The organism is Sphingobacterium paramultivorum (genome assembly GCF_014109745.1).
In the GTDB taxonomy this organism is placed as follows: domain Bacteria; phylum Bacteroidota; class Bacteroidia; order Sphingobacteriales; family Sphingobacteriaceae; genus Sphingobacterium; species Sphingobacterium paramultivorum.
Genome location: NZ_CP058555.1, coordinates 289,178 through 302,908 on the forward strand (window position 1 = coordinate 289,178; position 13,731 = coordinate 302,908).

General features: G+C 44.8%; 6 protein-coding genes. All 6 read left to right on the forward strand.

Translation table 11 applies throughout. The features are described from left to right. Positions 1 to 83: 83 nt before the first annotated feature. The 6 genes from HS960_RS01275 (at position 84) to HS960_RS01300 (ending at position 13,719) form a co-directional block, all read left to right on the forward strand. Entirely contained in the window at positions 84 to 3,986 is a 3,903-nt protein-coding gene (locus HS960_RS01275; RefSeq protein WP_182331069.1) for a hybrid sensor histidine kinase/response regulator transcription factor, read from the forward strand. Between the two features lie 149 nt (positions 3,987 to 4,135). Then, positions 4,136 to 6,712, forward strand: a complete 2,577-nt coding sequence (locus tag HS960_RS01280) for a glycoside hydrolase family 5 protein (RefSeq protein WP_202883730.1) — start codon at positions 4,136 to 4,138, stop codon at positions 6,710 to 6,712. Positions 6,713 to 6,913: 201 nt separating this feature from the next. After that, positions 6,914 to 9,898, forward strand: a complete 2,985-nt coding sequence (locus HS960_RS01285) for a SusC/RagA family TonB-linked outer membrane protein (RefSeq protein WP_202883731.1) — start codon at positions 6,914 to 6,916, stop codon at positions 9,896 to 9,898. A 32-nt stretch (positions 9,899 to 9,930) separates the two neighbouring features. Further along, entirely contained in the window at positions 9,931 to 11,496 is a 1,566-nt protein-coding gene (locus HS960_RS01290; RefSeq protein WP_182331070.1) for a RagB/SusD family nutrient uptake outer membrane protein, read from the forward strand. Between the two features lie 111 nt (positions 11,497 to 11,607). Then, positions 11,608 to 12,660 (forward strand): DUF5111 domain-containing protein, encoded by a 1,053-nt coding sequence (locus HS960_RS01295; protein WP_182331071.1) that lies wholly within the window; start codon positions 11,608 to 11,610, stop codon positions 12,658 to 12,660. A gap of 36 nt (positions 12,661 to 12,696) precedes the next feature. Beyond that, positions 12,697 to 13,719, forward strand: coding sequence for a glycoside hydrolase family 53 protein (locus HS960_RS01300; protein WP_153847836.1), 1,023 nt, complete (start codon positions 12,697 to 12,699; stop codon positions 13,717 to 13,719). Positions 13,720 to 13,731: the final 12 nt, after the last annotated feature.

Sequence of the window (13,731 nt, forward strand, 5' to 3'; positions counted from 1 at the left end):
TGCTATTTCCGCTTCGGACGATTGATTGGATAAGTGGCATTCCATTTGAAATAATTAAGTTTGTGGTATAGCGCTTATAAAAAATGCAATCTCTTTATTTCTATTGGTCACTTGTCTTTTCCTTTGTGGGTACGGCTGTTTTCGGGCAATCGCTGGATTATCCCTCTTTTCGGAATATTTCCTTGGGAACGAATGCAAATACAGTTCATTCTTTTGCACAGGATAGCTTGGGGATGCTTTGGCTGGGAAGTAACAATGGGTTATTTAATTATGATGGCTATGCGCTGCAGCCGCTCACGGGGACCAAATCTCCTTTTCAGACTTTCGTTTACTGCATTGCACTGATCGATAATAAACATTTCGCATTGGGGACGGGGCAGGGGGTGCTGCTCTATAACTATCAGTTCGACCGATTTGAATCTTTTCCGGCAGGGGGACCTGGAGATGTCAGGTCTTTGCTACTTGTTGACGACACCTTGTGGATAGGTTCAATAAGTGGTTTGTATTGCTATAATACCAAGACACGTAAACTTATTGATTATCATAATTTATTTCCAAAGAATAAATCAAAAACCGCCGTGTATGCACTGGAAAAGGTGGGCGATAGAATCTTAATCGGTACCTATAATGGACTTTTTGAGTTAAATCCAGCGAGAAAAGATATTGTGCCTCTACCGCTCCCAGATTATAGGCCGGGGAGTAATCAATTTGTGAATTCTATATTTTCTATTCCGGAATCGGCAAGTACCTATGTTGGAACAGAATACGGCCTGTATCGCTATAATACGAAGAACCATACGCTTCAGAAAACTCCGGTATTACAAAATCATCCCATCAAAGCAATGGCTTCCAAAGATTCCAACACCTTGCTTGTCGGTACGGATGATGGTCTTTTTACGTATCAGCTGGATCAGCAGTTGGTTAAACGGATCAAACATGATTCCCGGAATAGAAACTCGCTGGCCAATAACATCGTGTGGAGTATCTTTAAGGATCGGTCGGAAAATATCTGGCTGGGTACCGACCTGGGATTTTCCTTATGGTCCAACCGCAAGGTGGAAAAAATACTGCCGATCTATCAATTGACAGCGAGCAGCGACGGCAACCGTTTTTATAAAATTAACAGGGATCGCAATGGCTGGTATTGGCTGGGAGGCGATAATGGTTTGATCCGTGTACGTGGGCTGGACGACAAAAATACGGAAAGCAACTGGTACCGTATGGATGCCAAGACCTATCGTCTGGCACACAACCGTATCCGGGATATATTTGAGGATCATACGGGATTGGTGTGGATAGCCTCCGACGGTGGCGTCAATGTGTTTGATGCGCATACGAAACAGTTTAAAACCTTTACAATCGTCGATGCCAGTGGAAGACGAAATGCGAAATGGTCGTACGACATCTTGCAAGATGGACAGGATAATCTCTGGGTGGCCTCCTATATGGGGGGGATATTTGTTGTCAACCGAAGCCGTTTATTGGAGGCGACGGGCCCGGTCATAGCAAACCGTAATTTCAGTAAAGCTGACGGTCTTCTGGAAGATTTTGCCAATCAGATCGTTGACAATGGAAGGGGGAAGATCTTGGCGCTGTTCTATAATAAGGGGATCAGTAGCATTGATGTGGCCACAGGGAAAATAACGGAGCTTAAAGACAGCGCTGGGCATGCATTGGATCAGGCGACCTTTATGCTGAAGGATGGGCAGCAAACGGTGTGGGTAGGGGAACATGGCGAATTGAGGCGAATTGCTCCGGACGGGAAAAATACATTGCTTCGTTTTGATCCTGTTGGTAAAGGAGAAGTAACTGCCATGGCCGAGGTCAAAGAAAGCATCTGGCTGGCAACGAGTACTGGAGTATGGCAGGTTAATAAGCAGAGTTTAAAAACGGAATTATTAAGATACGGACAAAGGATATCCTCGATGTACTACGATGCCGAGCGGGAACAAGTGGTGCTGGGAGGAATTGATGAGGTGGTCCTGTTGCCCGCGCAAAATGAGCTAGCGGATCTGGATGGTTCCAAAAAGATTGTGCTCACCGCAATGTATGTCAATAATGAACGTTTCGGTAATTACGACTATGGCTTACGGTATAAAAACGAGATCACTTTGGCGCATGATCAGAATAACCTCCGGCTTGAATTTTCCGATTTGGATTATGGGAATCATTTGGGCTATCGCCTAGCTTATGCTTTTAAAGGAAAAAATGAAACCTGGATTCCGATGGAACGGGGTGATAACAAAGTGCTTCTGTCCAACTTAAGTTCGGGTAACTACGACCTTCAGTTGGCTAAAGTGGATGTCGCCGGTCATGTTGTGTCGGAGATTTATACCTACCATATTCAGATCCGTTATCCATGGTATGCAAGCTATTGGGCCAAAGCTGCTTACGCCCTCATTGTTATTTTCCTGCTATTTTGGGTTGTCAATTTTTTCAGGGTTCGCAGTACACTAAAATGGGAAAGGCGCGAACGGAGAAAGGTACTTGAGCTCACAAAGATGAAAATGGACTTCCTGACAGCTGTGTCGCATGAGCTGAAAACCCCTTTAAGCCTGATTTTGGCTCCTGTCAGCCAAATGATGCGGCAGACAAAGAACAGTGACAAAAAGAAGCAGTTGGATGGTGTTCATCGAAATGCCTTAAAAATCAGCCATCTCATCCAGGAATTGATGACTTTTGATCAGGTCGAGCAGCAACAGACGCCCTTGCAGGGCTTGCTTACCTCTCAGGTGGATCTGGTCGCTTATAGCAGGCAAATTATCACTGACTGGCAGCAGGTTCCGGAGTACAGTACCGTCCATATTGACTTTGTTGCTGATGTAGAGAGCTTTTTTATACAGACCGATGTAGCCAAACTGGGGTCGATTCTCAACAACCTCATTGCTAATGCCTGTAAGTATAATCGTCCGGAGGGTAACGTGGAACTGCAGCTGAAAGTAATTGGTCCAGATGTCAAGCTTATCGTTCGGGATACGGGAATTGGTATAGCACCCGAAGACCTACCTTATGTCTTCAGCAAATTCTATCGTTCTTCCCTGAAAGAAGTGAGTGCTGTACAGGGGACGGGCGTTGGTCTGTACCTGGTCAAAAGTTATTGTGAGCAGTTGGGCTGGAGCGTTGATATAGCGAGCGATCAAAAGGGCACAGCCGTAACGCTTAGTTGGAAACATGACTATGTAAACGATAAGGAGGCGACCGATAGCATACCTGTAGGGGGTAAACGAAAACTACTCATCGTAGAAGATAATGCCGAACTCGCTGATTTTTTACGAAATGCCATGCAGCCACATTACGATTGCCGCATTGTGAGTGATGGTAGCGAGGGCTTACGCTTGATTGACGGACATGCTTTTGTGCCCGACATTATTCTCACTGATGCCATGATGCCCAATATGGGGGGGATTGAAATGGTGAAAAAACTACGACAAAATATCGTGACGGCAACTATTCCGATCATTTTGCTGACAGCACAAAACGATGAGCTGATCAGACGCGAGTGGGTTGCCGTCGGAATAGATGCTTATATGGCGAAACCTTTTGATCTGGACTTGCTCCAGATACAGCTATTGCAGCTCTTGGATAGGAAAGATAAGATTGTCGCTCAATTGCGTATCGACGAAATAAGTAAACCCACAGAATCAATAGCTGTACATTCACCAGATGAAAAATTTCTGACCAATGTGACGCAGCTGATCGAAGAAAATTTGGACGATTCGGAATTTTCGGTACAGAGGCTCAGTGAGCTCACGGATGTCGCCGCCAGACAACTCCATCGTAAAATTAAGCAACTAACAGGTTATACACCGGTGGAATATATACGCAGCATTCGTATCAAAAAAGCAGCGCTGTTATTACAGCAAAAAAAGTTTACCGTTTCCGAGGTGATGTATATGGTCGGGTTCTCCAATGCTTCTTATTTCTCAAAATGCTTTCAATCGGAATTTGGGATGTCACCAAAGGTATATATGGAGGGTTATTTGTAAATGACTGATTGTTAGTGTTGTTTGTTGTGTTGGGGGCTGAAAGATGTCCAATTTGTGTTGTTCTTTGTCCGATATGTGGCCTTAAAAAATAATCACGTTTGATAGGTTTGTAAGAGTAATAACCAAAAAATTATAAATCGATACAATCCATGCGTGTAATTATTTTATGCTGCTTTGCTCTTTTGGGCTATATCAATTCTTACGCTCAATCTAAGGCGATTAAAAAGGTCCCTACAGTTTTTGTTGACCGTGAAGGTGTCATGCGCTGGTCCGACTCCAAAGCTGAAGCTTCATTTTATGGCGTCAATTATACCGTTCCTTTTGCCCATGCCTTTCGGGCTTTGCACAATAAAGGCTTCGATCGAAAGCAGGCTATTGATCGCGACGTTTACCACTTCGCCCGTTTGGGATATAATGCTTATCGTATCCATATCTGGGATGTAGAAATCTCCGATAAAAATGGTAACCTGATCAACAATGAACACCTTGATCTATTGGACTATCTACTTTTTAAACTTCAGGAAAGGGGAATTAGGATCCTGATTACGGGAATGACCAATTTTGGTAATGGTTATCCTGAAAGAAATATAAATACAGATGCATTTACGTATCATTATGATAAGTGTGCGGTGCATGCTAATCCACAGGCGATAGCTGCACAGGAAAAATACATTACCCAATTACTTCATCATGTTAACCCTTATACCGGAAATGCTTATCAGACGGACCCCTATATCATTGGCTTTGAAATAAATAATGAACCTTGCCATACAGGTGCCATTCAGACAACGTCGGACTATATCGGTCGAATGGTGAAGGCCATGAAGAAAAGTGGTAATAAAAAACCAATTTTCTACAATGTAAGTCATAATATGGAACATGTTAAGGCTTATTTTGATGCTGATATCCAAGGGACAACTTATCAATGGTATCCTGTGGGACTGGTTGCTGGACGGGAGCGTCAGGGGAATTTTCTTCCTTACATTGATCAGTACGATATCCCTTTTTCAAACTTGAAAGGCTTCTCCAACAAAGCGAAAGCGGTTTACGAATATGATCCTGCTGATAATCTCTACAGCTATATGCATCCCGCGATGAGCCGCACATTTCGTTCGGCGGGATTTCAGTGGATCACTCAGTTTGCTTACGATCCGATGGATATTGCAGCCTACAATACCGAATATCAGACACATTATCTCAATTTGGCTTATACCCCGGCAAAAGCACTGAGTACCATGATCGCTGCGGAGGTAGCTTACACGATACCAAGAAATAAAAAGTTTGAACAGTATCCTCAAGACACCCTATTTGGCGATTTTAGCGTCAGTTATGAGCAGGATCTCTCCGTGATGAATGCGCAGGATAAGTATTTTTACACCAATAATACGACAGTAAGCCCTTTAAATCCAGTGAAATTGCAACATATTGCCGGTCATGGTTCATCACCTGTGGTGGAGTATGGCGGATCTGGTGCTTATTTTTTAGATCGTCTGGAAGATGGTCTATGGCGTTTGGAGGTTATGCCGGATGCAGAAAAAATCGCTGATCCTTTTGCAAAGCCATCGCTCGATCGTGAGGTGGTACATATCCTGTACCGGTCACAGATAATCGATATTCGGATTCCTGATCTAGGCGACCTTTTTACCGTCCGGTCACTGTTAGGGAAAAACAACAGCGATGAAGATATTTCAGTCGCTAAAACAAGTTTCAGCGTTGAGCCTGGAGTATATCTGTTAAAACGTAAGAATCTCCAGCTGAAAAATAGCTGGCTAGCTTCCTCGCCCTGGAAAAATGGCTATTTGGGCGAATATTACGCGCCAAAAACTGAAGCGCTGAAGCAGCCTTTATTGATACACGAGCAGCCCGAAGTATTGGAAAAAGGGCGCTCTACCAAATTGCAGTTCCGTTATGTTTTTGAAAAACAGCCCGATTCCATTATTCTACAAACGGATCAGGTTTCGTTTTGGAAAGATCATAATCCCCACATCAAGTTGTTCTCCAAAGATAACCGTACCTATGAAGCGGACATCCCGGCATCCTTATTAGTGGGCAGTGAATTGAAATATACAGCTACTGTGTTTGTGGGTGGTGAAAAAATCACCTACCCAGACAATCAGACTGGAGCCCCACTGGAATGGAATTATCGCGTCAATAGTTATTGGACGGTGGGCTTATATGAGCAGCGTGCGTCTATAGGACTTTTTGAGTCCTTGTCCAAAGTCTCTTCATTGGAAACTTTCGCTATTCCAGAAACGGCTTACATGACTGCGCAACGGGAGCATCATGATCTCAATAAAGTTCCTTTTTGGACGTATACCTTTCATGCCAAGGATTCGGGGGTACAGTATTTTTGGGTAAAAGATATCAAATCGACAATTGCTGAACGGCCTGCGGGTATCGTTGCTGCCACAAAGCTCTGTATACTCTTGAAACATGAGGGCGGGAATCCGCTACTGAATGCTGGTTTTGTGACAAAAAAAGGGTATACCTATGTGGAAAACATAGCTATTGGGGCATCCGGCGAAACATTGGTCCGTATGGATCTAGCCGACTTAAAGCTCGTGCCTACGGCTTTGCTACCTGCTCCTTATCCTGTATTTCTCGAACGGTTTTTTAAGCCCACGGTTCCGGTTCAATTTGACAAAAGGGATATCGAAAAACTAATCGTTTCAGGCGAAAAGATGGAAGGGGTGGCACTATCTATAGCTGCGATATGGCTCGAATAACGATAAAGCTGCTTAATACCACCGATTATTAGGGCATGGATAATAATCCGTCAGGCTGTAAGGATCAAGGTTTGTAGCAGGACGACGACCTGAAAAAAACGGCTGCGTTTTTTTAGGGGAAGGCTTAACAAAGCGATAAGGAGTACAAAGAATATAATAAAGGGAAAGAAAACAATTATAAACACATCTAAATTTTAAACAATGAAGGGTTTTGCATTTAAAACAAGTTTATTGGGCTTGTCCTTGCTATCCTGTCTTGGGGAAACGCAGCTTTATGCTGCAACGAAAGGGGAAAGCAAGTGGATCAGGTCGATGCAACAACAGGATGTCCGTGGGGTGGTCCGCAACGAGCATGGACAGGTGATGGCAGGTGTAACAGTACTGGTGGCCGGAACTACGGTGGGCACTTCAACAGCGAGTGATGGCTCGTACCGTATCTCATTGCCCAAGGGTAAATCCCAGCTTCTATTCTCTGTTGTAGGCTACAGTAGCCAAACCTTGACGGTTGTAGGGAGAACATCCGTGGATGTTAGTATGGTGCCTGCGGGAAATGTGCTGGAAGAGCTCGTCATCGTAGGTTATGGTAGTACGACAAAAAAGGATCTAACAGGTGCCGTTAATACGGTCGGAAGCAAGGATTTTAACAGTGGACTTGTCGGCTCTCCCGAACAGCTGATCAATGGAAAAACAGCTGGTGTGCAGGTGATGTCCAACAGCGGTTCACCTTCTTCCGGGAGTACGATACGTATCCGTGGAGGAGCTTCCTTGAGTGCCAGTAACGATCCATTGATCGTATTGGATGGGGTACCTTTGGAGACTGGTGGTATTAGTGGCAATAGTGGCAATTTTCTCAGTCTGATCAACCCGAATGATATCGAAAGCATGACAGTGCTCAAAGATGCATCATCGACAGCAATATATGGATCCCGAGCGTCAAACGGGGTATTATTGATTACCACAAAGAAGGGTAAAGGAGATGCTTTGCGGCTTTCTTTCTCTTCAATCGTGTCCATGCAGCAGGCTATGGGAGTGGCTGATATGATGTCGCGCGACGAGTTTGCCTCGCTGATCAATACCAAAGGGAGCACTGCCCAAAAGGCATTACTGGGCAATGCCTCAACAGATTGGCTGTCTGAGGTTTTTCAGGATGCCATCGGGACTGATAATAACTTAAGTCTACAGGGAAAGATCGGCAAAACCTTGCCTTTTCGTACATCGGTGGGCTATTATAATCAGCAAGGGACTTTGCGGACCGACAAAACGGAGCGCGTGACGGGCGCTTTGGTGTTAAATCCCACTTTTTTTAATAAACACCTGACCGTAAATTTAAATGTTAAAGGTGCCCATAACAACAACGGTTTTGCCAATACCGATGCGATATGGTCTGCTGTAGCGTTTAATCCTACGCAACCGATTTATTCTGGGGCAGATGCTTATGGCGGCTATTACGAGAGTTTGGATAATGCCGGTCTTCCGGCAACAGGTGCAAACCTCAATCCACTGGGATTGCTCAAGCAGGAAAAACACCGTAGTACAGTCAATAGAGCTGTGGGTAATCTTGACCTCGATTATAAATTCCATTTGCTACCTGAATTGAAAGCGCACGTAACACTCGGATATGACTATGCCAAAGGAAATGGATCGAATCTTATTCCGGCAAGTGCGGCCAATAATTTTACGATTGGAGGTGCTTTTGACCGTTATGAACAGACGCTTAAAAATAAATTGTTTACAGGCTATCTAAACTATAACAAGTTCTTTCCGGAAATTAAAAGTACAATTGATGTGACAGCAGGCCACGATTATCAATATTGGAGTGCCCGACGGCCACCTATAGTATACTATAACGAAGCTGGTGATATACGCTCGACTGCTATTGCATCTGACGAACGACATACCCTGATTTCCTGGTACGGACGGATCAATTACAATTACGATAGCCGTTATTTATTGACGGCTACGGTCCGTAAGGATGGAACTTCCCGATTCAGTCCCGAAAACCGCTGGGGAACATTTCCGTCAGTCGCCTTGGCCTGGCGTCTTTCGCAGGAGTCTTTCATGAAAGGAATCTCTTTCCTGGACGATCTAAAGCTCCGTGCGAGTTACGGTATTACAGGACAGCAGGAGGGAATCGGAAATTACGAATATTTGCCGGTATACAATTTGGGAACAGCCTATGCACAGTATCGTTTCGGCGATCAGTACCATCTGGTGTATAGACCATCGGTTTACAATAGGGACTTACGCTGGGAAACGACCAAAGCATTTAACTACGGCCTCGATTTCGCTTTGTGGAAAAACAGGGTGTCTGGTGCAATAGAATATTACACAAGAAAAACACATGATCTATTGGCTAATGTGCCTGTAGCCGCGGGAACCAATTTTGACCAGAATGCGACTATTAACGTAGGTAATGTCGAAAGTAGTGGCTTCGAATTTCAACTGAATACCGTGCCCATACAAAAGGATGATTTGCGCTGGGAAGTCAATTTCAATGCGACTAATCAACATACAAAAGTGACCAATATAGCTCTGGTGCAGGATGCGAATGCCGTGGGAACTTATGTGGGACCGAATGTCAGTGGTCGTGGTATCCAGATTCTGACAACGGGGTATCAGCCTTACATGTTTTATGTCTACAAACAGTTGTATAATGAGGCTGGCAAGCCGCTGGAAGGTGTATATGCGGATCTGAATGGTGATGGAGCGATCAACGAAAAAGACTTGTACCGCTATCAATCGCCGGCAGCAAAATGGCTCTTCGGTTTCAATACGCAGTTAACCTACAAAAAATGGACAGCAGCAACGACGCTACGTGCAAATTTGGGTAACTACGTATTCAATAATACCAAAATGAACCTTAGTGCTTGGGAGACAGTTCAATATGTCGATGCGTCGATCAATAACTTACATCGGGATTACTTGAATACCCAATTCCAGACCAGACAATATTATTCGGATTATTATGTCGAAAATGCTTCCTTCCTTCGGATGGAAAACCTGTCGGTGAACTATAATTTTGGTCAGGTAGGTAAGATCTCCAATCTACGTGTGGGTGCAGTAGCTCAGAACGTTTTTATTGTGAGCAAATATAGCGGTATGGACCCTGAGGTTCCGAATGGATTCGACAGCTCGTTCTACCCACGCTCAAGAACTTTCTCCTTGAGTCTCAATATGGATTTTTAATGGCTACCTCAAAAAAGAAAACTTATATAGCGATGAAAAATATAAAAAGATATTGTTTTGGATTGTTGGGTATAATCGCATTGCTGCAATCCTGTACAAAGGACTTAAACCAGTATCCTACTGTAGAAACGACTTCGGAGTCGGTATACACCTCTGTGGATGGTTACCGGGCTGTGCTTGCTAAATTGTATGCCTCATTTGCCGTTGCGGGCAATGGACGTGGTGATGCCGATCCGGATATGGCGGGCAGCACGGCTTCTTGGGGGTACCTTCGGGTGTATTTTAACTTGCAGGAGGTACCGACTGATGAGGTGATCTATACATGGGCCGGAGGCGACAATATGACCGATATCCAGTATATGACCTGGGGAGCTTCCGATACCTGGGTCAATGCCATGTATTATCGGATCTATTATACGGTAGCCATCTGTAATGAATTTCTACGGAATGCAACAACAGAGAAGCTGGCGACTTTTAATTCGGCCGAACAGACACAAATTTTGGAGTTTGCAGCCGAAGCGCGTTTTCTGCGTGCATTGGCCTATAGTCATGCCATGGACCTTTATGGGAACGTTCCTTTTGTGACCGAAAAGGACCCGGTAGCTGCATTTTTTCCACCACGGATGACACGAGCTGATCTCTTTGCATTTATTGAAAAAGAATTGACAGAGATCGAAACGATCTTACCGGAAGCACGTCAAAATGAGTATGGCCGGGTAAGCCGTGCTGCTGCCTGGTCCCTATTGGCCAAGAATTATCTGAATGCTCAGGTTTATACGGGCACAGCTCGTAATGCCGAATGCCTAAACTATGCGAAAAAAGTGATTGATGCTGGATATTCCTTAAATGCGAATTATAAGCAGGTATTTAATGCTGATAATGATAAACGGACCAATGAAATTATTTTCCCGATAGAGGCCGATGTAGCGCATACAACGACATGGGGTGCGACAACGTATCTTGTCAACGGCCCTATTGTTGGAAGCATGAAATCATCGGATTACGGTGTGCTTTCCGGCTGGAATAGTTTTCGTACACTTCGCGAATTTGTGGCACTCTTTCAGGCGGAAGACAAAAGAGGTGATTTTTGGAAAAACGGCCAGTCCCTGGATGTCGAAGACCCCGCTGCCTCGAGCCAGGGATATGGGCTTGTTAAGTTTACAAATTTGAAAGATGATGGTACCTATACGACAGATGAAGGTTTGGTAAGTACTGATTTCCCGATGATCCGCTTGGCCGACGTGTATCTAATGTATGCTGAGGCCGTACTGCGCGGTGGCGGAGGAAGTGTACAGGAAGCGATCAGGTTGGTCAACAGTATCCGTCAGCGGGGGTATGGTAGTTCGGCCGGAGCCATAGACCAGGCGCAGCTGACGCTGGATTTTATCCTTGCAGAACGCGGTCGTGAACTGTTTTGGGAGTGTACGCGTCGTACTGACCTGATTCGATTTGGGAAATTTACCGGTAGCAATTACCTCTGGCAATGGAAAGGCGGTGACATGAACGGCCGTTCTGTGGATGCAAAATTCAATCTGTATCCGATTCCAACCACTGATATGAGCGCTAACCCGAATTTGATTCAAAATCCTGGCTATTAGCAGTGGCTGGCATTAATAACTAAATCTATGGGGATATACTGCTATTTGAGCACACATGCTGCGGAGAGTATCCAGGTATTCCCATATGGACTTTTAAAGATAATGATACCTATGAAACAATTGACACTCTATATCCTGGTGTTGCTTTTCGTTGCCTGTAAAAAGGAGGGTGGGACACCGGCTGTCAGTGGGATAAAACCTGCAGTGTTTTACAGCAGTACAACAGAACTGGTCTTAAAATCTACTGACCGCAAGGCCGTGGCCCTGCAGCTTGTCTGGGATGAGGCGATTTTGGCCAGCGATGAACCAATGGCGCAGTCGGCTTTAAAAAATAAAATAGAAATTGCTGCTGATCCATCTTTTTCTGCTGTCACCAAAAGTATCGAGCAGGTAGCAAGCTCGCTCAGCTATACGCATGAACAATTGAATAACCTTGTCACGGGAATGGGATTTTTGCCCGATGAAAAGAACGTGTTTTATGTCCGTATTGCTTCACGATTGGGAACCAATACAGATTGGCTCTACAGCAATGTGATCGCCCTGACTGTTACAGCTTACCAGCCCGTCGAGGATGCTGCCTATCTCTATCTATCGAATAAAGAGTTTACGCAGTTTCCATGGAAACTGTGTTCGAGAAAGGAAGATGGTTTTTACGATGGTTTTGTGCGTCTCGACCAATGGTACAACTTCTATTTGACCAATGCGGAAAGCGCGAGTGCACCGCTCATCTATGGTTCTTATCCCCTGGATGGTAGCCAATACATCTTGTATAGCGGAGCTGATCGCTGGAATTGCTGGACGAGTAAAGGTGGGTACCTATACTTGACAGCCGATCTCAATAAATTGGCCTGGAAAGAGACTTCCGTAGAATCCATGACGGTAACGGGCGATTTTAATGGTTGGAGTGCAACAGCAACGCCAATGGTATATGACCAGACGGCGAAGGTTTGGAAAGCAACCATCACGACAACGGCAGCTGAACAATGGGGAATTAAGGTATTGATCAATGGCAGCTGGACTTGGTTTTTTGGCGCAGCAGAGGGCGATGGAAACTGTGCCTTGTATACGGCCGATGGAACTGGCTTCGCTTATGATAAGATCGGTACACATACATTGATTCTTGATCTAAGCGATCCAAAACAATTCAAATATCATGTGGAATAAAATAGATCGAGACGGGTTCTTAAACGAAATAATCGGATGAAAAAAATAAAAATAATCTTGGCCTTGGTAGGCTTGTGTTTGGGCTTGTCTAGCTGCAACGACAAAGATAATCTTAAGGTGGATGTACCCACAACACATTTGGCAAAAGGTGCGGACGTGAGCTGGATTACTGAAATGGAAGCCTCAGGTATGCAATTTTTTAATGCAGGAGGCAGCGCAGTGGATGGGCTGAAAATCTTGCGTGGACTGGGGATGGATGCGGTACGATTGCGTGTTTGGGTAGATCCTCAGCAAGGCTGGTGCAACAAGAATGATGTACTGGTCAAAGCTCGTCGGGCGCATCATCTGGGCATGCGCATTATGGTGGATTTTCATTACAGTGACACCTGGGCGGATCCGGGACAGCAAACAAAGCCTGCCGCATGGAAGAGCTTATCGTTTGATGGTTTAAGGAAGGCTGTTAGTGATCATACAACGGAGGTCCTTCAATTGCTAAAAGATAGCGGTATCTCACCTGAATGGGTGCAGGTAGGTAATGAAACGGGCAATGGTATGCTTTGGGAAGATGGAAAAGCCTCTGTCAGTATGGCTAATTATGCCACATTGAATAATGCCGGCTATGATGCGGTAAAAGCGGTGTTTCCGGCAGCAAAAGTGATCGTACACCTGCATAATGGATTTGACAATGACTTGTTTCGTTGGATGTTCGACGGTCTGAAAAACAACGGTGGGAAATGGGATGTAATTGGCATGTCACTTTATCCGACCCCAGAAAACTGGGAAGAGCGCAATGCGGCCTGCATCAGCAACATCAAAGATATGGTTGCCCGATACAATTCAGAAGTGATGATCTGCGAGGTGGGGATGAGCTGGGATGAAGCAGATAGTGCTGAAATATGGTTAAAGGATCTTTTCAACTTGGTTAATAGCGTGCCCGATCAGAAAGTACTGGGTATATTCTATTGGGAGCCTTTGGCGTATGGTGGGTGGAATGGTTATACCCTGGGTGCATTTGACAATAATGGGCGGCCAACAAAAGCATTGAATGCTTTTAAATAAGGTATATTTAAG

What these genes read in the sequence shown, in the direction of transcription:
- HS960_RS01285 (WP_202883731.1), top strand. Translation starts at nt 6,914, where the DNA reads ATGAAGGGTTTTGCATTTAAAACAAGTTTATTGGGCTTGTCCTTGCTA.
- HS960_RS01290 (WP_182331070.1), top strand. Translation starts at nt 9,931, where the DNA reads ATGAAAAATATAAAAAGATATTGTTTTGGATTGTTGGGTATAATCGCA.
- HS960_RS01280 (WP_202883730.1), top strand. Translation starts at nt 4,136, where the DNA reads ATGCGTGTAATTATTTTATGCTGCTTTGCTCTTTTGGGCTATATCAAT.
- HS960_RS01295 (WP_182331071.1), top strand. Translation starts at nt 11,608, where the DNA reads ATGAAACAATTGACACTCTATATCCTGGTGTTGCTTTTCGTTGCCTGT.
- HS960_RS01275 (WP_182331069.1), top strand. Translation starts at nt 84, where the DNA reads ATGCAATCTCTTTATTTCTATTGGTCACTTGTCTTTTCCTTTGTGGGT.
- HS960_RS01300 (WP_153847836.1), top strand. Translation starts at nt 12,697, where the DNA reads ATGAAAAAAATAAAAATAATCTTGGCCTTGGTAGGCTTGTGTTTGGGC.